Origin of the sequence: Nocardioides taihuensis (assembly GCF_042657275.1) — a bacterium.
Classification (GTDB): Bacteria; Actinomycetota; Actinomycetes; order Propionibacteriales; family Nocardioidaceae; genus Nocardioides; species Nocardioides taihuensis.
This window is the reverse complement of record NZ_JBHSKD010000009.1, coordinates 96403-118461: the sequence shown is the minus strand read 5'-3', so window position 1 is coordinate 118461 and position 22059 is coordinate 96403. Positions and strand designations below refer to the sequence as shown.

At 72.3% G+C, this 22059-nt stretch carries 24 protein-coding genes; 9 read left to right on the top strand and 15 right to left on the bottom strand.

Translation table 11 applies throughout. From position 1 onward, the window contains the following. Positions 1-48 precede the first annotated feature (48 nt). The 5 genes from ACFPGP_RS10080 (at position 49) to ACFPGP_RS10060 (ending at position 3668) form a co-directional block, all read left to right on the top strand. Entirely contained in the window at positions 49-1995 is a 1947-nt protein-coding gene (locus ACFPGP_RS10080) for an LTA synthase family protein (RefSeq protein ID WP_378589729.1), read from the top strand. Between the two features lie 126 nt (positions 1996-2121). Beyond that, positions 2122-3009 carry a coiled-coil domain-containing protein gene (locus tag ACFPGP_RS10075; RefSeq protein ID WP_378589727.1) on the top strand — a complete coding sequence of 296 codons (888 nt, stop codon included), beginning with the start codon at positions 2122-2124 and terminating at the stop codon, positions 3007-3009. 14 nt (positions 3010-3023) lie between these two features. Continuing rightward, the gene (locus ACFPGP_RS10070) at positions 3024-3194 is read left to right on the top strand and encodes a hypothetical protein (RefSeq protein ID WP_378589726.1); all 171 of its coding nucleotides are present in this window, start codon (positions 3024-3026) and stop codon (positions 3192-3194) included. Then, positions 3191-3400 (top strand): hypothetical protein, encoded by a 210-nt coding sequence (locus ACFPGP_RS10065; protein WP_378589724.1) that lies wholly within the window; start codon positions 3191-3193, stop codon positions 3398-3400. Before ACFPGP_RS10070 ends, ACFPGP_RS10065 begins: the two co-directional genes overlap by 4 nt. After that, positions 3360-3668, top strand: a complete 309-nt coding sequence (locus ACFPGP_RS10060; RefSeq protein ID WP_378589722.1) for a hypothetical protein — start codon at positions 3360-3362, stop codon at positions 3666-3668. Before ACFPGP_RS10065 ends, ACFPGP_RS10060 begins: the two co-directional genes overlap by 41 nt. On the opposite strand, the gene ACFPGP_RS10055 is transcribed toward ACFPGP_RS10060, so the two are convergent. Then, positions 3655-4113 (bottom strand): Lrp/AsnC family transcriptional regulator, encoded by a 459-nt coding sequence (locus ACFPGP_RS10055; protein ID WP_465263258.1) that lies wholly within the window; start codon positions 4111-4113, stop codon positions 3655-3657. The genes ACFPGP_RS10060 and ACFPGP_RS10055 overlap by 14 nt on opposite strands. Before the next feature lie 89 nt (positions 4114-4202). Between ACFPGP_RS10055 and ACFPGP_RS10050 the strand changes: the two genes are divergently transcribed. Together ACFPGP_RS10050 and ACFPGP_RS10045 are read left to right on the top strand one after the other, a co-directional pair. Beyond that, positions 4203-5120 carry a 5'-3' exonuclease gene (locus ACFPGP_RS10050; RefSeq protein WP_378590118.1) on the top strand — a complete coding sequence of 306 codons (918 nt, stop codon included), beginning with the start codon at positions 4203-4205 and terminating at the stop codon, positions 5118-5120. Between the two features lie 24 nt (positions 5121-5144). Then, a complete protein-coding gene (locus ACFPGP_RS10045) occupies positions 5145-5810 on the top strand; it encodes an SDR family oxidoreductase (protein WP_378589720.1) in 666 nt (221 codons plus the stop codon). Between the two features lie 113 nt (positions 5811-5923). Here the strand turns inward: ACFPGP_RS10045 and ACFPGP_RS10040 are convergent, their stop codons facing one another. The 14 genes from ACFPGP_RS10040 to dop all read right to left on the bottom strand — a co-directional run bounded on the left by ACFPGP_RS10040 (position 5924) and on the right by dop (position 20672). Then, on the bottom strand, positions 5924-8662 hold the full coding sequence (locus ACFPGP_RS10040) for a DEAD/DEAH box helicase (RefSeq protein ID WP_378590116.1): 2739 nt from the start codon (positions 8660-8662) through the stop codon (positions 5924-5926). A 121-nt stretch (positions 8663-8783) separates the two neighbouring features. Then, complete coding sequence (locus ACFPGP_RS10035; RefSeq protein WP_378589719.1) at positions 8784-9665, bottom strand: diacylglycerol kinase; 882 nt, start codon at positions 9663-9665, stop codon at positions 8784-8786. 26 nt (positions 9666-9691) lie between these two features. Then, on the bottom strand, positions 9692-10123 hold the full coding sequence (locus ACFPGP_RS10030) for a hypothetical protein (RefSeq protein WP_378589717.1): 432 nt from the start codon (positions 10121-10123) through the stop codon (positions 9692-9694). 7 nt (positions 10124-10130) lie between these two features. Continuing rightward, a complete protein-coding gene (tatC, locus tag ACFPGP_RS10025; protein ID WP_378589715.1) occupies positions 10131-10967 on the bottom strand; it encodes a twin-arginine translocase subunit TatC in 837 nt (278 codons plus the stop codon). Positions 10968-11005: 38 nt separating this feature from the next. Then, a complete protein-coding gene (gene tatA, locus ACFPGP_RS10020) occupies positions 11006-11278 on the bottom strand; it encodes a twin-arginine translocase TatA/TatE family subunit (protein ID WP_378589713.1) in 273 nt (90 codons plus the stop codon). A 9-nt stretch (positions 11279-11287) separates the two neighbouring features. After that, the gene (locus tag ACFPGP_RS10015; RefSeq protein ID WP_378589712.1) at positions 11288-12304 is read right to left on the bottom strand and encodes a helix-turn-helix transcriptional regulator; all 1017 of its coding nucleotides are present in this window, start codon (positions 12302-12304) and stop codon (positions 11288-11290) included. Further along, positions 12301-13314, bottom strand: coding sequence for a helix-turn-helix transcriptional regulator (locus tag ACFPGP_RS10010; RefSeq protein WP_378589710.1), 1014 nt, complete (start codon positions 13312-13314; stop codon positions 12301-12303). Before ACFPGP_RS10010 ends, ACFPGP_RS10015 begins: the two co-directional genes overlap by 4 nt. Positions 13315-13387: 73 nt before the next feature. Then, a complete protein-coding gene (locus ACFPGP_RS10005) occupies positions 13388-14347 on the bottom strand; it encodes an FKBP-type peptidyl-prolyl cis-trans isomerase (protein WP_378589708.1) in 960 nt (319 codons plus the stop codon). 197 nt (positions 14348-14544) lie between these two features. After that, complete coding sequence (gene pafA / locus ACFPGP_RS10000; RefSeq protein WP_378589707.1) at positions 14545-15906, bottom strand: Pup--protein ligase; 1362 nt, start codon at positions 15904-15906, stop codon at positions 14545-14547. A gap of 66 nt (positions 15907-15972) precedes the next feature. Next, entirely contained in the window at positions 15973-16941 is a 969-nt protein-coding gene (locus tag ACFPGP_RS09995) for a hypothetical protein (protein WP_378589706.1), read from the bottom strand. A 226-nt stretch (positions 16942-17167) separates the two neighbouring features. Then, on the bottom strand, positions 17168-17986 hold the full coding sequence (gene prcA, locus ACFPGP_RS09990) for a proteasome subunit alpha (RefSeq protein ID WP_378589705.1): 819 nt from the start codon (positions 17984-17986) through the stop codon (positions 17168-17170). 19 nt (positions 17987-18005) lie between these two features. After that, positions 18006-18848, bottom strand: a complete 843-nt coding sequence (prcB, locus tag ACFPGP_RS09985) for a proteasome subunit beta (RefSeq protein WP_378589703.1) — start codon at positions 18846-18848, stop codon at positions 18006-18008. Continuing rightward, the gene (locus ACFPGP_RS09980) at positions 18845-19042 is read right to left on the bottom strand and encodes a ubiquitin-like protein Pup (RefSeq protein ID WP_378589702.1); all 198 of its coding nucleotides are present in this window, start codon (positions 19040-19042) and stop codon (positions 18845-18847) included. Before ACFPGP_RS09980 ends, prcB begins: the two co-directional genes overlap by 4 nt. A 121-nt stretch (positions 19043-19163) precedes the next feature. Continuing rightward, positions 19164-20672 carry a depupylase/deamidase Dop gene (dop, locus tag ACFPGP_RS09975; RefSeq protein WP_378589701.1) on the bottom strand — a complete coding sequence of 503 codons (1509 nt, stop codon included), beginning with the start codon at positions 20670-20672 and terminating at the stop codon, positions 19164-19166. Positions 20673-20733: 61 nt separating this feature from the next. Between dop and ACFPGP_RS09970 the strand changes: the two genes are divergently transcribed. Next, positions 20734-21276 carry an aminoacyl-tRNA deacylase gene (locus tag ACFPGP_RS09970; protein WP_378589700.1) on the top strand — a complete coding sequence of 181 codons (543 nt, stop codon included), beginning with the start codon at positions 20734-20736 and terminating at the stop codon, positions 21274-21276. Further along, positions 21276-21911: a class I SAM-dependent methyltransferase gene (locus tag ACFPGP_RS09965; RefSeq protein ID WP_378589698.1), complete on the top strand. Its 636-nt coding sequence runs from the start codon at positions 21276-21278 to the stop codon at positions 21909-21911. Before ACFPGP_RS09970 ends, ACFPGP_RS09965 begins: the two co-directional genes overlap by 1 nt. Positions 21912-22059: the final 148 nt, after the last annotated feature.

The following is a 22059-nucleotide window of genomic DNA, read 5'->3' as shown; positions in this document are numbered from 1 at the left end:
ACCGGCCCTCCACTGGTCTAGCCTGCCTCCCGGACGGGGGAGGTTCGCGTGGGGGGCTCAGGAGGGAGCCGGTCCGGACTGCTGCAGGCGGTCCGGCCGGAGGAACAGCAGGACGTCGCCGCGTCGCCGCGGCGACGGGTCGTGCTGCCGGCGGCGGGCGCGCTGCTGGCCGGGGCGGTCGTGTGCGACTTCGTGCTGACCCTCTCGACCTGGACCGGGGGCGCCCGGACCATGGGCCTGCCCGCGTGGCCGGTGCTCGTCACCTGGGGCGGCCAGCTGGTGGGCATCGCGCTGGTGCTCCTCGTGCTGGTCGCCCTCACCGCCCTCCTCGGCCGCGTCTGGGCCGCGCTGGCGACGGTCCTCGCGGTGGCCCTCCCGCTCGCGGCGGTGAACCACACCAAGCTCGTGCTGCGCGGCGAGCCGGTGTACCCCAGCGACGTCGGCTTCCTGTCCCAGCCCGGTTTCCTCGGCTCGATGGTCGGCCCCGGCCGGCTGGCCCTGCTCGGGCTCCTGGTCGTCGTCCCCGTGGCGGTGTGCTTCCTGGTGGGCCGGGTGCTGGCACGCCGCCACCCACGTCCGCATCGCCGTGTCGACCCGCAGGGGTGGCGCCGGCACGTGCTGACGCGGGGCGTGGTCCTGGGCTCCTGCCTGCTGCTGCTGCAGCCCGCGACGCAGTTCAACGAGCCCGGCAACCCGTGGCGCGGCGCGTACGACCGCTCCGGCGTCGTCTGGCGGTCGTGGTCGCAGACGGAGAACTACCTGTTCAACGGCTTCGTCGCCGGGTTCCTCTACAACACGCACGTGACCGCCATGGAGCCACCACCGGGCTACGGCCCGGAGGCCATGGAGGAGGTCGCCCGGCGCTACCAACGCGCCGCCGATCGCATCAACAGGGGCAGGACCCCCGGGACGCTGGCCGACGTCAACGTGGTGCTCGTGCTCGGCGAGAGCTTCAGCGACCCCCTCCGGCTCTCCGGCATGAGCGTGGCCACGGACCCGATCGCGCGGACCCGCGCCACCATGGCGACCACCGCCTCCGGTTCGCTGCTCTCCGAGGGGTACGGCGGCGGTACCGCGACGATGGAGTTCGAGGTGCTGACCGGCCTGCCGCTGCGCAACTTCGAGCCGCAGGTCACCTCGCCGTACCAGATGGTCGTCCCCGACCTCCCGTCCTTCCCCTCCGCCGTCGGAGCCCTCGCGGCGGACGGTCACCGCACGATCGCCATCCACCCGTACCAGACCCAGATGTACCGGCGCGAGGAGGTCTACCGGGCCTTCGGGTTCGACCAGTTCGTGCACGACACGACGATGGCGGAGCAGACGCGCCTCGAACGCTCGCCGTACCTCAGCGACAGCACGGCGTACGACGAGGTGCTGGCGCGCGAGGCGGCCAGCCCGGAGCCGCTGCTGGCCCACGTGGTCACGATGCAGAACCACATGCCCTGGGCTGACTGGTACGACGACCCGGTGCCGGTCGCCGGACCCGACGACCCGGACGTGCGCGCGGAGGTCGGGACCTACCTGCGGGGCCTGAGCTACTCCGACGCGGCGCTGGCGGACTTCCTCCGTGCGCTGCGGCGCTCCCCCGAGCGGACGGTCGTGCTCTTCTACGGCGACCACCTGCCCGGTCTCTACGACGACGTGCTCCCCTCCGACCCCGCCCGCACGCGTTGGGAGACGCCGTTCTTCGTCTGGGACAGCCGGGGCAACCTCGCGCGACCCCAGCCGCTCACGAGTGCGGGGAACCTGCTCCCCCTGCTCTACGACGTCGTGGGCGAGCCGGTGCCGCCGTACTACGCGCTGCTCGAGCGGCTGCGCCGTCACCTGCCGGCCGTGACCAGGCGCTACCTCGTGACCGCCGACGGCACCGAGGTGGCCGACGAGGCCTCGTTGTCCCCGCGCGTGCAGGGGCTGCTGGACGACCTGCGGCTGGTGCAGTACGACTTCTCGCTCGGCCACCGGTACGCCCTCGACGCCATGTGGCCGCAGGGCTGAGCCACCCCCGGGGTCCTGGCGGTGCGCCACATGAGGCCGGACCAGCGGGGTACGCACTGGTGTGACGTGCATCGCACGTCGCCCGCGATGGGGCGTGGGACCGGAGCACTGGGGAGGGCACCACACATGGACACGCACGCATCGACCCGGCTGGCGGCTTCGCTGGCCCGAGGTGTGAAGGAGATGCCGCGCAACGCCTCGTGGCTGATCGCGAGGGCCGCGGGCGGAGTGCCGGCGACCAACGGAGCCGCACCGGGCACCAACGGCGTCAAGCACGCCGGGTGGGCCGTTCGCGCCGCGCTGCCCGGGCAGGACTCGGTGGAGGCACGGCTGCAGCAGGCGCGGCTGGCCGCCGAGCGCGCGTCGGAGGCCGAGCAGCAGGCGCTCGAGGCGGCCGAGCGCGCGAGGGCGTTGGCCGACCAGGCCGACGAGGTGGGCGAACGCGAGCAGCGCCGCATGGCGGAGCTGCGCGAGGAGAAGCAGCGGGAGGTCGACGCGCGGGTCGCCGAGGCCCGGCGCCGGGCGGACGAGCTCGTGGCCCGCGAGCAGTCGGACGCCGAGCAGGACGCGGCGCACGTCCTCGAGCGCGAGCAGGACGCCGCGGCCAAGCGCGAGCAGCAGGCACGCAGCCAGGCCGAGAAGGCCAAGGCCGACGCCGAGAAGCAGTTCCGGCAGGCGACCGAGGACCTAGCCCGCGCCCGCGAGCTGGCCGACGAGGCGGCCGAGGCCGCGGAGGAGGCGGCGCAGCGCGCCCGGGCCGAGGCCGACCAGGTGGCAGCCGAGGCGCGCCGGGAGGCGGAGGGCGCCGACGCCGCCGTGGCGCGCGCCGAGGAGCTGCGGGACGGGGCCCGCCAGGGCGCCGTCGAGGTGACGCGCGCCATCCGGGGCGACCAGCGCAAGCTCGGCGACCTGACCAAGTCCGAGCTGCTCGAGCTCGCGACCGCGGCGGGCATCGACCACGGCTCGTCCACCACCAAGAAGCAGCTCGTCGACGCGCTCAACCGCGCCCGCTGACCGAGGAGGATGACATGTTCCCGTTCCGCAAGGAGACTGCCTGGGACAAGGTGTCCCGCCGCGTCTCGTCCGTCGAACCCCGCAGCCTGGCCCGTTCGGGCCTGTCGGCCGGGGCGACGGTGCTGGCCCTGACCGTCGCCAGTGCCGCCACCTCCGCGATCCGCCGACGGGTCGAGGGCTCGTGAGGCTGACCAGCCTGGCCGCCCTCGGCGTCGGGTACGTCCTGGGGTCGCGGGCCGGGAAGGAACGCTATGAGCAGATCCGTGAGGCGGCGCAGCAGGCGGCGAAGCAGCTCGAGTCGTACGGCGAGGGCGGTTCCCTGGCCCACCGGCTCGCCGGTGCAGGTGCCGATGCGCGAGCTCAGGCCCGACGCCGCGGCCCGGCTGACTGACGGCGTCGTCGTCGAGACCCGGCTGGTCGCCCGCCTGCTGGGCGTGCGGGTGCTGCGGGTCGACGGCGTCGTGCACCTCTCCCCGGCCCAGGTCGCCGAGCGGCACGCGACGCTCGGCGTACCCGCCGGGGCGGTCGTCGACGGCGGGGTGGAGTCCGGTCCGACTGCGGTGCGGGGCGACCGGTCGCCGCCCACGGTGCCCGGATGCGAGCTGGCCCGGGCGGCGACGCTGCTGCGCGGGCTCGACGTGCGCCTCAGCGCGGAGTGACCGGGCGCCCCTCGTAGGGCGTCGAGAGCACGATCGTGGTGCGCGTGGCGACGTTGGCGGCCGCACGGATGCGGGCGAGCAGGTCCTCGAGGTCGATGGGCGTGGAGACCCGTACCTTGAGGATGTAGGACTCCTCCCCCGCCACCGACCAGCACGACTCGATCTCGGGGATCTCGCGCAGCCGCTCGGGCGAGTCGTCGGGCTCGGAGGCGTCGATCGGGCGGATCGAGATGAACGCCGTGAGCGGCAGGCCGACCTCCGCGTGGTTGATCGTGGCGCCGTACCCCGTGATCAGCCCCCGCTGCTCGAGACGCTTGACGCGCTGGTGCACAGCCGAGGTGGACAGGCCCGTGGCGCGCCCGAGGTCGGTGAAGGACATGCGGCCGTCGACCGCGAGCAGCGACAGGATCTGGCGGTCGGTGGCTTCCACGTCGGACGTCGTCACGCGCTCAGGGTAACTGCCCGGACGCCCCGCTCGGGGTGCACGACGCGGCGCGGGGCGTCTGGCAGGATCGCCGGGTGAGCGAGCGCCTGATGCTGCTGGACACCGCCTCGATGTACTTCCGTGCGTTCTACGGCGTCCCCGAGATCACCGCGGACGACGGGACCCCCGTCAACGCCGTGCGCGGGTTGCTCGACTTCATCTCGCGGCTGGTGACCGACTACCGCCCCACCCGCCTCGCCTGCTGCTGGGACAACGACTGGCGCCCGCAGTGGCGCGTGGACCTGATCCCGTCGTACAAGGCGCACCGGGTCGAGGCCGAGGTGCCGGGCCCGGCGCCGGACGTCGAGGAGGTGCCCCACCCCCTCGAGGTGCAGGTGCCGATCATCCTCGAGGTGCTCGCCGCCGCCGGCATCTGCGTCGTGGGCGCCGACGGCTACGAGGCCGACGACGTGATCGGCACCCTGGCCACCGGGGCGGGGATGCCGGTCGACGTCGTCACCGGTGACCGCGATCTCTTCCAGCTCGTCGACGACGACGCCGACGTGCGGGTGCTCTACATCGCCCGCGGTGTCGGCAACCACGAGCGCGTGACCAACGACTGGGTGCGGGCGAAGTACGACATCGACGCCCGGCAGTACGCCGACTTCGCCACGCTGCGCGGCGACACCTCCGACGGCCTCCCCGGGGTGGCCGGGGTCGGGGAGAAGACGGCCGCCACCCTGCTCAACCGCTTCGGCGACATGGAGGGCATCGTCGCCGCCGCCCACGACCCCGAGGCCGAGCTCGGCCCCGGGCCGCGCGGCAAGATCAAGGCGGCGGCCGACTACCTCGCCGTGGCGCCGCAGGTCGTCGCGGTCGTGCGCGACCTCGACCTCGGCTCCCCCGACCTGACGCTCCCCGCCGCGCCGCGGGACGACGAGGCCCTCGACGCCCTGGCCGAGCGGTACTCGCTGACGAGCTCGGTCGGGCGTCTGCGCGAGGCCCTCGCGGCGCCTCGCGAGCCGTGACCGGGCCGCCCGTACGGTGGTGGGATGAGCACCGTCGCTGTCGTCGGGGGCCACGGACAGGTGGCCCGTCTCCTGCACCCGTTGCTGCGCGACGCCGGGCACGTCCCGGTGGCACTGGTCCGGAGCGACACGCACCGTGCCGTCCTCGAGTCGGCGGGGGCCGAGGTACGGCTCCTCGACATCGAGGCCGCCGACGAGGGTGACGTCGCCGCCGCCCTCGATGGCTGCGATGCCGTCGTCTTCGCCGCCGGAGGCGGGCCGGACGGCAACATCGAGCGCAAGCGCACGGTCGACCTCGAGGGCTCGCTGAAGTCGGTCGCCGGCGCCCGCGCCGCCGGGATCACCCGCTTCGTGCAGATCTCCGCCATCGGCGTCGACGACCCGCCCGCCGACGACGCCTCCCCCGTGTGGCGGGCCTACGTCGAGGCCAAGCGCGATGCCGACGCCGCCCTGCGGGAGAGCGGGCTCGACTGGACGATCCTGCGCCCCGGACGCCTCACCGACGACCCGGGCACGGGCCGGGTGGCGCTCGGGCCCGACGTCGCCCGCGCCGAGATCCCCCGCGCCGACGTCGCCGCGGCCGTCGCCGCCGTCCTCGACGACCCCACCTCCGCCGGCCACCAGTGGGACCTCGTCACCGGCGACGTCCCCGTCGTGCTCGCCGTCCGCCAGGCGGCCGGCACCGCCTGAGCCCGGGTCGCCGCTCGTCGGGGCGGCTCCGGTCGCTGCCGTTTGGTCACCAACCGCAGGGTGCCTGCGCCCGGTCCTGCGGTTTGGTCACCAACCGCAATTCTCCGGCTCCCTCACTCCGCCAGGCCGGAGTACGCCACGACGCCCCGCTTCAGGCGCCGTACGGCCTCACGCGCGGTCTCGCGAAGCGGACCGGGGCCGGCCGCGTCGGCGACCTGGCCGGTCAGGTCGAGCAGCTGCTTGGTCCAGCGCACGAAGTCCCCGGCCGCGAGGTCGGTGACGTTGAGGACGGTGTCGAGGTCGTCGCCCTCGGCCCAGCGGTACGCCGCCCAGGCGAAGCCGAGGTCGGGCTCGCGCAGGAAGTCGAGGTGGTGCTCCTTCTCCAGGGCGTCGAGGTCGCCCCACAGCCGCACCATCGCCGCGATCGCCTCCTTGACGGGACCGCCGGGCAGTCGCGGCGAGTGCGCGTCGTCGGGACGCCGCGCCTCGAAGACCAGGATCGACAGCACCGCCGCCAGGCCGGAGGCGTCGAGGTCGTCCCAGAGGCCCTGACGCAGCGACTCGGCCGCCAGCAGGTCGACGTCGGAGTAGATCCGGCGCAGGTGGCTACCCCGCTCGGTGACCTTGTCGCCGTCGAGGTACTCCAGGCGCGTCAGCACCTCGCAGACCCGGTCGAACTGCCGGGCGATGGTGTTGGTGCGCTGCTCGACCCGTCGCTTGAGCGTCGCGGCGTCGCGCTCGAGCTTGAACCACCGCTCCGCCCAGCGGGCGTGGTCCTCGCGCTCGGGGCACTGGTGGCACGGGTGCGCCCTGAGGTCGGCGCGCAGCCGGTCGACGGCCTCGCCGGCGCTGGTCCCGCCCCGCCCCCGTGATCGCCGCTCCTCACCGGACGTCGGGGGCGGCGGCGCCAGCCCGTGGGTCCGGTCCCGCAGCGCCGAGGCCAGATCGCGCCGCATCTGCGGGTTGCGACCGTTGAACGAGCGCGGCACCTTGAGCCGGGTCAGCGCCGTCACCGGCGTCGGGAAGTCGATCATCGCCAGCCGGCGGGCCTGGCGGTCCGCCGTCACGACGTACGGGCGCGGCTCGTCGCGCGAGAGCCCAGGGTCGACCACCACGGCGTACCCCGCGAACTTCCCGGTCGGCACCTCGATCACGTCCCCGGGCCTCAGCGCGGCCAGGGACGCGACCACCTCCTGACGACGGTCGGCCCGCCGAGCGCGCGCGGCGTCCTTCTCCAGGTCGGAGATCCGGCGGCGCAGGCGCGCGTACTCCATGAAGTCTCCGAGGTGGCAGGTCGCCGCGTCGGCGTACCCCGCCAGCGCCTCCTCGCTCTTGTGCAGCTGCCGCGCCAGCCCCACGACCGCCTTGTCGGCCTGGAACTGGGCGAAGGACTGCTCGAGCAGCTCGCGCGCGGTCGCCCGGCCGAAGTCGTGGACCAGGTTGACGGCCATGTTGTACGACGGGCGGAACGACGACCGCAGCGGGTAGGTGCGGGTCGAGGCCAGCCCGGCCACCTCGCGCGGGTCGGTGCCGGGCTGCCAGAGGACGACGCCGTGGCCCTCGACGTCGAGGCCCCGGCGGCCGGCGCGACCGGTGAGCTGGGTGTACTCCCCCGGCGTGATGTCGGCGTGGGTCTCGCCGTTCCACTTGGTGAGCTTCTCGATCACCACGGTGCGGGCCGGCATGTTGATGCCCAGCGCGAGCGTCTCGGTCGCGAACACGACCTTGCACAGCCCGCGCACGAACAGCTGCTCGACGCACTGCTTGAACGCCGGCAGCAGCCCCGCGTGGTGGGCGGCCACGCCGCGGGTCAGCCCGTCGAGGAAGTCGTGGTAGCCGAGCACGTGCCGGTCCTCGTCGGGCAGGTGCCGGCAGGCGTCCTCGACGAAGGCGAAGATCGTGTCGCGCTCCTCGGGGGAGGTCAGCCGCACGTTCGCGTCGAGGCACTGCTGCACGGCCGCGTCGCAGCCGACGCGGCTGAAGATGAACACGATCGCGGGCAGAAGTCCCTGCCGGTCGAGCTTCTCGATCACGTCGACCCGGCTCGGGATCCAGACACGCCGCCCGTTCCCGACGGCGCGCGGGTTCTTCGACGAGCCCGGCTTGCCCTTGCGTGGCGAGCGCCGGTCGCGCATCAGCCGGCTGCTGGCCCAGTCGTCGCGCGCGATCCGCACCAGCTCGGGGTTGACCGTCGCGCCCTCGCCGGCGAACCCGGACGAGGCGTCGATGTCGGTGTCGGCGAAGAGGTCGAGCAGCCGACGGCCCACCATCACGTGCTGGAACAGCGGGACCGGGCGCCGCTCCTCGACGATCGTCGTCGTCTCGCCCCGCACGGTCTCCAGCCACTCGCCGAACTCCTCGGCGTTGCTCACCGTCGCCGACAGCGAGACCAGCGAGACCGACTCCGGCAGGTGGATGATGATCTCCTCCCACACGGCCCCGCGGTCGCGGTCGGCGAGGTAGTGCACCTCGTCCATCACCACGAACCCGAGCCCCAGGAGCGTGCGCGACCCGGCGTACAGCATGTTGCGCAGCACCTCGGTCGTCATCACCACGACCGGCGCCTCCCCGTTCACACTGACGTCGCCGGTGAGCAGCCCGACGCGGTCCTCGCCGTAGCGCGCCACCAGGTCGGCGTACTTCTGGTTGGACAACGCCTTGATCGGTGTGGTGTAGAAGCACTTGCGGCCGGTCTCGAGCGCGAGGTGGACCGCGAACTCGCCCACCACCGTCTTGCCCGAGCCGGTGGGAGCGGCGACCAGGACGCCGCGGCCCTCCTCGATCTCGCGGCAGGCGCGGGCCTGGAAGTCGTCGAGCGCGAACGGGAAGTGCGCGACGAAGTCCTTGAACACCGGGTGGCCGCGGTGGCCGCGGTAGGCGGCGTACCGCTCGGCCGGGGTCGCAGCCTCAGGTGCGGCCTCGGGCCCGGGTTGAGGGACGGGCTGGGGCGTGGGCTGGGGCGTGGGGTGGGTGTCAGACAAGGACGCTCAGGGCTCCCGGGGCGCACTCGATGGTCAGGGGCAGGGCCCCGAACCGCTCGCCGTCGGCGTACGACGTGATGCCCGGCGCCGCGACCGTCACCGAACGCACGCGGTGGTGCTCGTACTGCGGGTGCGTGACGTGGGTGCCCTTGAACAGCTTGGGGTAGGTGCGGATCAGCTCGGTCTTGCTCATCGGCTTGATGATCACGACGTCCAGCATGCCGTCGTCGAGCAAGGCGCCCTCGGTGATCCGCAGGCCGCCGCCGAACGACGGCCCGTTGCCGACCGCGACCAGCATCGCGTCGAGGCGGCGGATGGCCCCGTCGAGCGCGAGGGTGTAGGGCAGCGGCTCGAAGACCCGCAGCTCGGCGAGGGTGGCCAGGTTGTAGCGCATCTGCCCGCGCGGCCAGGTCATCCGGTTGGCCCGCTCGTTGACGACCGCGTCGAAGCCGGCCGCCAGGACCGTCACGAAGTACTTCGTACCGCAGCGGGCGAGGTCGATCGTCCGCGGGGTGGAGGCGATCACCCGGTCGGCGGCCGCCAGCGGGTCCTTGCGCGGGATGTCGAAGTAGCGTGCGACGTCGTTGCCGGTGCCGGCGGGGATCATCCCCAGGTGGGTGCCGGTCCCGGCGACCGCCTGGACCGCGAGGTGGACCATGCCGTCACCGCCGCAGACCACCAGCGACTCGACCCCGTCGGCGACGCACTGGTGGGCCAGGTCGAGCGCCTCGTCGGCGTCGCGACCGGCCAGGTTGCGCACGACGAAGCCCGCCTCGCGCAGCCGCGGCAGGGCGAGGTCGCGCGCGCGGGCGCCGCGTCCCTTGCCGGCGGTGGGATTGGTGAGGAGCGCGATCTCGCGCGGACTCGCGGACACGCAGCGACCCTAGGGCACGGCGCCGCTCAGCGGTCGGAACCCTGCCAGCGCGGACGCTCGACGCCGATCCGGAGGCGTACGGCGACATGGTCCGCGGAGGCGCCGACGGCCTTGGTGAGGCGCCCCAGCGTGTCGAGCACCCGGTCGGCGTCGAACCCGGTACCGGGGACCGCCAGGGTGAGCCGTCCGTCGACCGCCACGAGCAGCACCTGCCCGTGCCGCCACGCCTGGTGGGCGCGGGTCCGGATGTCCTCGGGCGCCACCGGGCGGGGGTAGGCCTCGTCCACGGCGTACAGGTCGCACGGGACGTCGTCCTGGCCCGGTGAGGACAGCGTGCCGGGGACGCGGTGCTGGTCGCGCAGGCCGCCCTCGGCGGCCCACGTGACGTCGAGCTCGCCCAGCCAGGCGGGGAGGTCGAAGGGGTCGACGTCGTCGAAGGCGGGGATGGGCAGGGTCACGGGGTGATCACAGGGGCGACGCCTCGTCCGGGGACAGGCCGGCGTACCGGCGGTTGCGAGCGCGACGCCGGTCGTTGAACCGGGCGATCGCCTCCGAGATGAAGAACAGCAGCACCATCGGCACCGCCATGAAGGTCATGGTGAAGGGGTCGGTCGAGGGGGTGGCCACGGCGGCGAAGACGAAGATGCCGACGATGATCCAGGGCCGGTACTCGCCCAGGGTCTTGCCGGGCAGCACGCCGGCGAGGTTGAGCAGCACCACGAAGACCGGGATCTCGAAGGCGATCCCGAACACGAGCATGGTGCGGGTGAAGAACTGCAGGTACTCGGTGAACTCCACCAGGTTGGTGATGCCATCGGGGTTCAGGCCGATCAGCACCTCGAGGCCCTTGGGCAGTGTCAGGTAGGCCAGCGCGATGCCGGCCAGGAACAGCGGCGCGGCCGCGCCGAGGAAGACGTAGGACCACTTCCGCTCCTGCGCGTGCAGGCCGGGGAGGATGAACGCCCAGATCTGGTAGAGCCAGTACGGGCTGGTGCCGATCAGCGCCGCGAACCCGCAGAGCTTGAGGTAGAGCATCAGGCCGCCGCCGGCGCCCTGGGTGGTCGCGATGCTGCTGCCCTTCGGCAGGGCTTCCTGCGCCTGCAGGTACGGCCCGTACACGAAGTCGAAGAGCGGCTCGAAGAAGAACAGCGCGACGACGAGCGCCACGAGCATCACCACCGCCACCCGGAGAATGCGGGCGCGCAGCTCGCGCAGGTGGTCGGAGAGAGCCATCCTCCCGTCGTCGCCGACGGGGTGGACCGGCGCGCCGACGAAGAGCCGGACGAGACCGGAGAGCGCCACGGCCGGTTACCCGGCCTGCTGTGGGTGCACGGCGCCCGTCAGCCGTTGGTGGTGTCGTTCCGCCGGTCCTGCACCGTCGCGGAATCGTCGGTCGTGGAGACCGGCGGCAGCTCGGCCGGTGGGGCGGCCACGTCGGGCGTGGTGGTGTCGTCGTCGTCCTTGAGGCCCTTGGTCTCGGCCTTGAAGATCCGGAGCGCCTGCCCGGTCCCGCGGGCGAGGTCGGGCAGCTTCGCCGCACCGAACACGAGCACCACGATCGCCAGGATCACCAGCCACTCGGCGCCCTGCGGCATGCCAATCAGGGAGTACATCGCAGATCCTCACTCGTTGCGGTCGTCTGTGCCATGGTACGCGCCGGTGTCGTACAGGCGGAGGGTGTCGACCGCGGAGGCCGCCACGGCCTCCTGCAGGTCGACCGGGGAGACCACCCGGGCGTGCGGTGCGAGCCGGAGCAGCAGGCGCCGCAGCCACCGCTTGTCCGCGACCCGCAGGTCGACCTCGAGGGCTCCCCCGCCGAGTTCGCGGACGTCCTCGGCCGGGTAGTACTCGACCACCCAGCGCGCCTGCGGCGCGAGCCGCACCGTGGCCAGGGTGGTGTCCTCGGAGCGCGAGAAGATGCCGTCTGCGAGGTCGCGGGGCGGCTCCACGGGCGTGCTGACCGGCTCATCGAGCACCTCCGCCTCCACGATCCGGTCCAGGCGGAACAGCCGCGGTGCCTCGGCGCTGTGGCACCAGGCGTCGAGGTAGGCGAACCCGTGGGCGGTCACGACCCCGCGCGGGTCGACCACCCGCTCGGACTCCTGGTCGCGTGCGGGGACGTAGTAGGTCAGCCGCACCTGGCGCCGCTGCGCCGTCGCGAGGTCGAGGTCGGCCCGGAAGCGCTGCTCGTCGCGGCCCACCCGGTCGGTGCCGGGGTCCACGAGCGGGTCGAACTCCCCCTGCACGGCGGCCTCGAGCTTGGCCAGGGTCCGGTCGACGATCTCGCGGGTGGCGTCGCCGGCACCCGAGCGCAGTGCCCGCAGCGCCACGATGACCGCGGTCGCCTCGGTGGGCGAGAGCTGCAGGGGTCGGGCGAGGTAGTCGGCGTTGGACACCCGGATCACGCCCTCGGCCTCCGGGCCCTCGATGGCGTCGAGGTCGACGTCGATGAGGTCGTCGGGGTAGCCGCCCGGCAGGCCGCACATGAACAGCACCTTGAGGTCGGAGACCAGCACCCCCGGGGTGACGCCGAGGTCAGTGGCCGCCTCGTCGACGGTCACCGAGCCGCGTGCGTAGAGGTACGGCACCAGGCGCAGCAGGCGCCCGACCTGCTCCTTGGCTCCGCCGGGGCTCGTCACCGCTCGCCTCCGCGGCTCGCGGTTTGGTCACCAACCGCAATTCCCGACGACTCCGCCAGGGCGCGCAACCGCTCGACGACCCCCGCGCGCAGCTCGGCCGGAGCCTCGACATAGACGTCCGGTCCGTACGACAGCAGCTCGCCGATCACGTCGAGCCCGCCGCGCTCGAGCGTGACGCGGTCCCAGCGCGTCGCAGTGTCGGGCCCGGGCACGTCGGTCGCCAGCACGAGGCCGCCACGGCGCAGGGCATGCCCGGTCCCCTCGCGCACCAGGAGCGTGACCGCCTGGCTCGTGCGCGGCGGGGCGAGCCGCTTGGCCATCTCGTGGATGTCGACGCCTGCCGGCACGTCGTACGCCCCGGGCTGTCCGACCTTCCGCGCCTCCCCCACGACCCGCGACAGGCGGAACACCCGCTCCTCGTCGCGGTCGGTGTCGTGGCCGACGGCGTACCAGCGCCCGGAGTAACGCACGACGCCCCACGGCTGGAGGTGCCGGGTCGTGGGGTGGGGCTGGTCGCGCCGCTGGTACTCGAACTCGACCGGCTGGCGTTCTTGCGTCGCCTCCCAGAACAGGTCGAAGGACGGCTCGTCCGCACCCAGACGGGGTTCGACCACATCGAGCGCGGAGACGTCGACCGGGAGGCCGTACGCGGTCAGCTTGCGCACCGCCTCGGTCGTGGCCTGGGCCAGCCGCGCGTGCTCCCACACCTTGGTGGCCAACGCGACGACGGCGGCCTCGTCGGCCTCGAGCTCGATGCGGGGGATCTGGAGCACGTCGGGGCGCACCCGGTAGCCGGGCTCGTCGTCGAAGTAGGCGTCCATCTGGCCCACCTCGATGGGCACGCCGATCGCGCGGAGGTCCTCCTTGTCGCGCTCGAACATCTTCTCGAACGCCTCGTCACCGGACCCGGGGTAGAGGATCGCGCGGATCCGCTCCTTGGACACGAAGTGCCGCTGCACGAGCAGCATGATGAGCAGGTTGAGCAGTCGCTCGCTCTTCTCTGCTACCACGCGTCCTCCGTGACTCGTCCGGGCCGGCCCCACACCTGCGGGCCGGGGTCTCGGGCCCAGTCTGGCCCAGTCCTCAGGAGGCCCCGAGGATGTCGACCACGAAGTACAGCGTGTCGGTACCGGAGATGCCCGCATCCGGCTGGCCCTGCTTGCCGTAGCCCTCCTCCGGCGGGATCGCGAGGATCACCCGGCTGCCGACCCGCTGGCCCACCAGCGTCTTGTCCCAGCCGGGGACGACCTGGCCCACGCCGATGGCGAACGACGCCGGGCTGGACGTGTAGGACTCGTCGAACGGCTTGTCGCCGGTGTAGGTCTGGCCGAGGTAGTTGACCGTGATGGTCTGGCCCTTCTCGACCTTCGGGCCGGTGCCCTCGATGAGGACGGCCGACTTGAGCTCACCGTCGGGCTTGGGCGCCGAGCTCATGTCGAGGCCCGTGACGTCGCCGTCGGTCTCCTCGACCTTGGGCGCCCACGACGGCGCCGGCTGCGCCTTGCCCTCGGGCTCGGTCGGCACCTTCTCCATGAGGTCGAGGACGAAGAGCACGGTGTCCTTGTTGGCGACGCCGATGTTCGGGTTGCCCTGGGGACCGAACGCTACCTCGGCGGAGGCGGCGACGGCGATCCGCGAGCCGATCTTCTGGCCCTCGAGCCCCTTGATGAAGACCTCGCTGGCACCCTGCGGGGTCACGGTGATGATCTGGGGCTTGCCGCCTTCGTCGTAGGTGCTGAACGCCTGCTCCTGGGTGTAGCCGTTGCCGACCCAGATGTTGGTCAGGACCGCGTCACCCTCGGCGACCTCCTCACCGTCGCCCTCGCTGATCACCTTCGCGGTGACCTCGTCGGCCTCCATCTGACCGTCCCACGTGATCTCGGGGGCCTTGCCGAAGTCACCGCCGATGGTCACGGAGTCCAGACCGCCGCCGGAGGAGCTGTCGGAGTCCGAGGCAGCGTCGTCGTTGCCGCACCCGGACAGACCCAAGGCGAGGACGGCGGTCAGGAGCAGCGGCAGCACGCGACGGGTGCGTCGGGACACAGGGTTCACCTTCAGGATCGGTCGTCGTTCTTCGGTCGTGGAGCGGGGCGACCGGGCACAGGTCCGGCGGCGCGCTCACCCTATCCGGGACACCTGAGAGGTTCCGGCTCCCCCCGTACGGCGGGCCGTTTGGTCACCAACCACGCGCCGAGGCCCCTTGCCAGCGCGGTTTGGTCACCAACCGCCGGTCTCGTCGGCTACATGCCATCGATGAGTCGCTGCACCCGCTCGTCGTGGGCGCGGAACGGGTCCTTGCACAGCACCGTGCGCTGAGCCTGGTCGTTGAGCTTGAGGTGGACCCAGTCGACGGTGAAGTCACGTCGACGTTCCTGGGCGCGACGGATGAACTCGCCCCGCAGCCGTGCGCGGGTGGTCTGCGGTGGCACCGACTTGGCCTGGAAGACCTGCAGGTCGGTGGTCACCCGTGCCACCGCCCCCCGCTTCTCCAGGAGGTAGTAGAGACCGCGGCCACGGTGGATGTCGTGGTAGGCGAGATCGAGCTGTGCGATCCGGGGGTGGCCGAGCGGGAGGCCGTGCTTTGCCCGGTAGCGCTCGATGAGCTTCCACTTGATCACCCAGTCGATCTCGCGGTCGACCAGGCCGAGGTCGTCGGACTCGACCGCCTTCAAGCCGCGCTCCCACAGGTCCAGCGCCTGCTCGATCGTCGGCGTCGCCAACCCGCGCCGGTCGACGAAGTCGCGGGCCTTGGCGAGGTACTCCCCCTGGATCTCCAGGGCGCTCGCCTCGCGTCCGTTGGCGAGCCGGACCTTGCGACGACCGGTGACGTCGTGGGAGATCTCGCGGATGGCCCGGATCGGGTTCTCCATCGTGAGGTCGCGCATCACCACGCCCTCCTCGATCATCCGCAGGACGAGGTCGCAGCTGGCCACCTTGAGCAGCGTGGTCGTCTCGCTCATGTTCGAGTCGCCGACGATCACGTGCAGGCGGCGGTACTTCTCGGCGTCGGCGTGCGGCTCGTCGCGGGTGTTGATGATCGGCCGGCTGCGGGTGGTGGCGCTGGAGACGCCCTCCCAGATGTGCTCGGCGCGCTGGCTCACGCTGTAGCTGGCGCCGCGCGGTGTCTGGGTCACCTTGCCGGCACCCACCACGATCTGCCGGGTCACCAGGAACGGGATGAGGACGTCGGCCAGGCGGGTGAACTCGCCCGCACGGCTCACCAGGTAGTTCTCGTGACAGCCGTAGGAGTTGCCGGCGGAATCGGTGTTGTTCTTGAACAGGTAGATCTCACCGGCGATGCCCTCGTCGTGGAGGCGCTGCTCGGCGTCGAGCAGCAGGCCTTCGAGGACCCGCTCTCCCGCCTTGTCGTGCGCGACGAGCTCGGTGATCGAGTCGCACTCGGGGGTGGCGTACTCGGGGTGGCTGCCGACGTCGAGATACAGCCGCGCGCCGTTGCGCAGGAAGACGTTGCTGCTGCGACCCCAGCTGACGACCTTGCGGAACAGGTAGCGGGCCACCTCGTCGGGGCTCAGGCGTCGCTGACCGCGGAACGTGCACGTGACGCCGTACTCGTTCTCGATCCCGAAGATGCGCCTGTCCACGTCAGCCAGCCTAGCGGCGGACCCTCAGGTCGCGGGGACTTCGCCGAGACGGCCTGTCCGGGTCGGTCAGGCGGTGCGGGCCCAGTCCACGACGCCCATCTCGCGGCGCCACCGGTTCATCACCCGGGCGCGCCCCTCCTCCGAGTACAGCGACGCCGAGACCAGGCGACGCCACCGCCGCAGCCGCTCGGGGTCGTGGGGGCGGCCCAGCAGCCGGTCCAGCTCGTGCATCACGGTGCCGGCGTGGTTGAGCAGGTCGTCCAGCGTGTAGCCCCGGCGGACGTACGCCGAGGACGCCCAGCGCCGGTCGCGTCGCAGGTCCTTGCGGTGCTGCGCGGCGTCGCGGTGCCCGGCCCCGTCGTACTCGTGCACCTGACGGGTGCCGACGACGAGGAGGTCGGCGCGGCCGATCAGCGTTCCGTCGTCCTCGAAGCAGTCGACCTGGCACTCGACCGGCACGTCCATGACCTCGTGGAACTTCACCAGCACCACCTCGCCGGCGGACTCGGGGCGACCCGTGGCCGCACGGTAGGCCTCACGCAGGGCGGCGACCCCTGGCCGTCGGGTGGCCAGGAGTGCCTCCATCCTGTCGCGATCGAGGTCACCGCTGCGCAGGGCGGACTCGATGATGATCGCGAGGTCGAGGTGACCGAGGTCGCGGGCGCACCGGAGCAGCACCTCCTCGGGTCGGTCGACAGGCAGACCCTGGCACACCACCTTCTCGGTGGCGCGCTTGAGGCGGGAGCAGATCAGGCCGGGGCGGCGCGGTCGGGGGCCGTCCCCCTGCACGGCAGCCCAGACCGGGAGCTGCTCCGGGAGGTTGGGCAGGTCCCAGCCGTACAGGAGGACGGCGGTCAGGTGGGTGAACACGGCCGTCGGGGGCAGGACCAAGAGCCACGCGCGGAGGTCGCGGAGCAGCTCGTCCGCGTCCGACAGACCGTCTCGCTTCTCGACGAACAGGCCGTGCGCCACGCGGCGGTGGCCCTTGGTGCGCACCTCGCCCCGGATGGGGACATCGTCGTTGCTCGGTTCCATGGCGGCACCCTGCCCGCCCGGGCCGCGCCGGCGTCGCTGTCGACGAGCAGCCTGTGGACAGGCGGGCCTCGAAGCGTCCCTGTGCACGTCTCGCGGGCCGGGTGAGGACCGTTTGGTCACCAACCGCTGCTCTCAGGGGCGCGGACCAGCCGTTCGGTCACCAACCATTGCCTCCGGGTCGCGAACCGGCGGTCTGGTCACCAACCGCAGGAACCGGGGCCGGCGATCAGGCGGGGGGCGCGACCGGTCGCTCGGAAACGCCGTCGGCAGCGGAGCCGTTCGTGGGATCGGCGCCCGCAGCATCGGCCGTGTCCGCCTCTTCGGACGCCTCGCCGGGGGTCTCGGGTCCGCGGTCGCCCAGGAGGTCGACGAGTCGGTCACTGCGGAGCCGCAGGAACTTGCGCTTCTGCGTACGGCTGCGGTCGAGCACCGCGACCTCGAGCTCCCGCACGGGGATCACCCGGTCGCTGCTGTCGGAATGACCGAGAGCCGCCACCGCCACGTGCAAGGCGTCGTTGAGGGACGCGCCCTCGGTGTAGTGCTCCTCGAGGTACGCCGCCACCGTGTCGGAGGCTCCACCCATGACGGCGAACCCCTGGACGTCCGCGACCTGGCCGTCGTAGGTGAGCCGGTAGATCTGGTCGTCCTCGGGGGCGTCCCCGATCTCGGCCACGAAGATCTCGACCTCGTAGGGCTTCTCGCCGCCGCTGGAGAAGATCGTGCCGAGGGTCTGCGCGTAGGCGTTGGCCAGGCTGCGGCCGGTCACGTCGCGCCGGTCGTAGGCGTACCCGCGCATGTCGGCGAGGCGCACGCCGGCGATGCGCAGGTTCTCGAACTCGTTGTAGCGGCCGACCGCGGCGAAGGCGATGCGGTCGTAGATCTCGGAGACCTTGTGGAGCGCCTGCGAGGGGTTCTCGGAGACGAAGAGGACTCCGTCGCTGTACTGCACAGCCACCACGGAGCGGCCACGGCTGATGCCCTTGCGGGCGAAGTCCGCGCGGTCCTTCATGACCTGCTCTTGCGGCACGTAGAACGGCATGCTCATGACTCGTCGTCCTCCGTTGTCAGGTCAGGCTCGCGGCGGCGGGGCCGTCGGGGCGGTTCATGCGGCCGGCGATCACGCGGTCGGCGATCGCGGCCACCTCGTCGTCCTGCATCCGGCGTCCACCGTCGGCCGTGATCACCTGGACGACCGGGAAGATCCTCCGGGCGAGGTCGGGGCCACCGGTCGCCGAGTCGTCGTCGGCCGCGTCGTACAGCGCCTGGATGGTCGCCGTCACGCAGTCCTCCTCGGACAGACCGTCGCGGTAGAGCTTCTTCAGGGAGCCGCGGGCGAACAGCGAGCCGGAGCCGACGGCGTGGAACGCCGTCTCCTCGTAGCGGCCACCGGTGACGTCGTAGCTGAAGATCCGGCCCTGGTCGGTGGTGAGGTCGAAGCCCGCGAACAGCGGGACGACCGCCAGGCCCTGCATGGCCATACCGAGGTTGCTGCGGATCAACGCGGCCAGGCGGTTGGCCTTGCCGTCCATCGAGAGCGTGGTGCCCTCGATCTTCTCGTAGTGCTCGAGCTCGGTCTGGAACAGCCGGACCAGCTCGACGGCGAGGCCGGCCGTGCCCGCGATGCCCACGGCCGAGAACTCGTCGGCCGGGAAGACCTTCTCGATGTCGCGCTGGGCGATGATGTTGCCCATCGTCGCGCGGCGGTCACCGGCCATCACGACACCACCGGCGAACGTCGCCGCCACGATCGTGGTGCCGTGGGGGGCGAGGTCGCCCGCGTGTCCCTGGGGCACGCTGCGGCGCGAGGGGAGCAGGTCGGGGGCCTGGCCGGCCAGGAAGTCGGTGAACGACGACGAGCCCGGCGTCAGGTAGGCAGCGGGGAGCCGCGCCCCGTCGGGAACGCTCACTGGCCGCCCTTCTGGATGAACGACTTCACGAAGTCCTCGGCGTTGGTCTCGAGCACGTCGTCGATCTCGTCGAGGATCGCGTCGATGTCGTCGTCCAGGGCTTCCTTGCGCTCGGCCACGTCGCTCTCGGCGGTCGCCTCGGTGGACTCCTCCGTCTCCTGCGACTTGCGTGGCTGCTTCTGCTCCTGTGCCATACCTGAACCCTAGCCGGAAGACGGGCGGCCCGGACGTGCCCTGCAGCATGCGGATCCGTCACCAACCGCGGCCGCGGGCAGACGGTGCCTGCGGTTTGGTCACCAACCGCACGGACCGGGGTCAGCGGGTGAGGGCCGTGAACAGCTCCTCGGCCGACTCGCACCGCTCGATCAGGTCACCGACGTGGGCACGGCTGCCGCGCAGCGGGTCGATGGTCGGGACACGCTGGAGAGACTCGCGCCCGGGGAGGTCGAAGATCACCGAGTCCCAGGACGCGGCCGCGACGTGCTCGGCGTACTTCTCCAGGCAGCGCCCCCGGAAGTAGGCGCGCGTGTCGTCCGGCGGGTCGTGCATCGCCGCCTCGACGGAGGCGTCGTCGAGGAGGCGCTCGACCCGGCCCAGGCCCACCAGCCGGTGGTAGAGGCCCTTCTCGGGCCGGATGTCCGAGTACTGGTAGTCGATGAGCTGCAGCTTCGCGTCGTCCCACGCCAGTCCGTCGCGGTCGCGGTACTGCTCGAGCAGACGCAGCTTGGCCACCCAGTCGAGCTCGCGGGCGCACAGCATCGGGTCGCGCTCGAGCCGGTCGAGCACCGACTCCCAGCGCGCCAGCACGTCGAGGGTCTGGGCGTCGGCGTCCGCGCCGTACCGGTCCTCCACGAACTTGCGGGCGAGGTCGAGGTATTCCAACTGCAGCTGGATCGCGGTCAGCTTGCGACCGTCGGTGAGCGTGAGCAGGTGGGTCAGCGTCGGGTCGTGCGAGACCGCGCGCAGGCCGGCCACCGCGCCCTCGACGGTGAGGTCGTGGCCGATGAAGCGGTCCTCGATCATCGCGAGCACCAGCGACGTCGTGCCCACCTTGAGGTACGTCGAGACCTCGGCGAGGTTGGCGTCCCCGATGATCACGTGGAGCCGGCGGTACTTCTCGGGATCTGCGTGGGGCTCGTCGCGGGTGTTGATGATCGGCCGCTTCAACGTGGTCTCGAGACCGACCTCGACCTCGAAGTAGTCGGCGCGCTGGCTGATCTGGAAACCGCTCTCCCGGCCGTCCTGGCCGATCCCGACCCGGCCGGACCCGCACACCACCTGCCGGCTGACGAAGAACGGCGTGAGGTGCCGGACGATGTCGCCGAACGGCGTGGAGCGCCGCATCAGGTAGTTCTCGTGGGCGCCGTACGACGAGCCCTTCCCGTCGCCGTTGTTCTTGTACAGAACGATCGGGGCGCCACCAGGCAGCAGGCTGGCCCGGCGCGCAGCGTCGAGCATCACCTGCTCCCCCGCCTTGTCGAAGCGGACGATGTCGAGCGGCGAGGTGACCTCGGGCGTCGAGTACTCAGGATGGGCGTGGTCGACGTACAGACGGGCCCCGTTGGTCAGGATGACGTTCGCCAGGCCCATGTCCTCGTCGGTGAGCTGGCTCGGGTCGGCGACCTGCCTCGACATGTCGAAGCCGCGGGCGTCGCGCAGCGGCGACTCCTCCTCGAAGTCCCAGCGGGCACGACGGGCGCGGACGGTGGCGGAGGCGTAGGCGTTCACGACCTGCGAGGAGGCGACCATCGGGTTGGCCAGGGGTTGGCCCTGGACCGAGATGCCGTACTCGACCTCGGTGCCCATCACGCGTCGTACGCTCACCCTCAGAGCCTACGACGCGGCACCCCGAGGCACGGGAGGCGTGCGAGGAGAGGACGGTGACGTGGGCAACGAGGCGAGATCGACTGCAGGAGCAGGCGCGGACGCGGTCGCACGAGCGGCCGGCACCGGCCCGTCGACCCGTGCGGAGGCAGCCGCGGTCGCCGCCGGGCTGGACCACGTCGTCACCCGGCACGGCCCGGTCTCCTCGCTGGCCGAGGCGGCTGCCGCGCGTGGCCTCGAGCCTGAGCAGGTGGTCAAGACGATCGTCGTCCGGCTGGGCGAGGACGACCACCGGTTCGTGCTGGTGCCGGGTGGGCGCGAGATCGCCTGGCCCCGGCTGCGGGCGCTGCTCGGGGTCAACCGCCTCTCGCTGCCGCCGGCGGAGGAGGCTCGCGAGGTGACGGGCTACGAACGCGGCTCGATCACGCCGCTGGGCAGCCTCCGCGCCCTGCCCGTGGTCGCCGACGAGCGCGTGCGCGGCACCGTGTCGATCGGCGGTGGCGCGCCCGGTGTGGCCCTCACGGTGGCGGCGGAGGACCTGCTGACCCTGCTGGACGCCGTGGTCGCGGACGTCACCCGGCCTCAGCAGGAAGGGGCCTCCTGATGGGCGTGTGGTCCGAGCGGGTCGTGCCGCGCCTCGTCGACCTCGCCGGCCGCTCGCCGGAGCTCGACGAGCTGCGGGCCCGCGCCTGCGAGGGGCTGCACGGTCGGGTGCTGGAGCTCGGTTTCGGGGGCGGCCTCAACGTGAGGCACTACCCCGCCGCGGTCACCACGGTGCTCGCCGTCGAGCCCTCGGACGTCGGGTGGGAGCTCTCCCGGGCTCGGCGCGCGACGGCCGCGGTGCCCGTGGAACGGGCTGGACTCGACGGTCAGCGCCTGGAGCAGGACGACGCGAGCGTGGACTGCGTCCTGACCACGCTCACCCTGTGCACGATCCCGGACCTCGCGGCCGCGCTCGCGGAGGCCCGGCGGGTGCTGGTCCCGGGCGGGCGCCTGCACTTCCTCGAGCACGGCCAGGCTCCCGACGAGCGAGTGGCGGCATGGCAGCGCCGGCTCGACCCCGTGCAAGGGCGTCTGTTCGGTGGCTGCCACCTCTCGCGCGACATCCCGTCGCACGTCGCCGGCGCCGGGCTGGAGGTGCAGGACGTCGAGGAGCGCTACCTCACCGGACCTGCCCTCGCCCGGCCGTGGAGCTACGGATTCCTCGGCATCGCGCGTCGTACGCCTGACGCTGCGTGAGCCCCGGCAGCCCGGCAGGACTGTCTGCCCGGGCGAGCCGTTTGGTCACCAACCGCATTCCGCGGCGCGTCCGGCCTGCGGTTGGTGACCAAACCGCACGGACCCACGCCCGCCGCCCGGACCCCATGGTCCGGGCGGGAGCGCAGCG

Bases quoted from the DNA above. Each gene is read 5' to 3' on its own strand.
- ACFPGP_RS10075 (WP_378589727.1), top strand. From the start codon at position 2,122: ATGGACACGCACGCATCGACCCGGCTGGCGGCTTCGCTGGCCCGAGGT.
- ACFPGP_RS10070 (WP_378589726.1), top strand. From the start codon at position 3,024: ATGTTCCCGTTCCGCAAGGAGACTGCCTGGGACAAGGTGTCCCGCCGC.
- ACFPGP_RS10060 (WP_378589722.1), top strand. From the start codon at position 3,360: ATGCGCGAGCTCAGGCCCGACGCCGCGGCCCGGCTGACTGACGGCGTC.
- ACFPGP_RS10050 (WP_378590118.1), top strand. From the start codon at position 4,203: ATGCTGCTGGACACCGCCTCGATGTACTTCCGTGCGTTCTACGGCGTC.
- ACFPGP_RS10045 (WP_378589720.1), top strand. From the start codon at position 5,145: ATGAGCACCGTCGCTGTCGTCGGGGGCCACGGACAGGTGGCCCGTCTC.
- tatA (WP_378589713.1), bottom strand. From the start codon at position 11,278: ATGTACTCCCTGATTGGCATGCCGCAGGGCGCCGAGTGGCTGGTGATC.
- ACFPGP_RS09995 (WP_378589706.1), bottom strand. From the start codon at position 16,941: ATGGAACCGAGCAACGACGATGTCCCCATCCGGGGCGAGGTGCGCACC.
- prcA (WP_378589705.1), bottom strand. From the start codon at position 17,986: ATGAGCATGCCGTTCTACGTGCCGCAAGAGCAGGTCATGAAGGACCGC.
- ACFPGP_RS09980 (WP_378589702.1), bottom strand. From the start codon at position 19,042: ATGGCACAGGAGCAGAAGCAGCCACGCAAGTCGCAGGAGACGGAGGAG.
- ACFPGP_RS09965 (WP_378589698.1), top strand. From the start codon at position 21,276: ATGGGCGTGTGGTCCGAGCGGGTCGTGCCGCGCCTCGTCGACCTCGCC.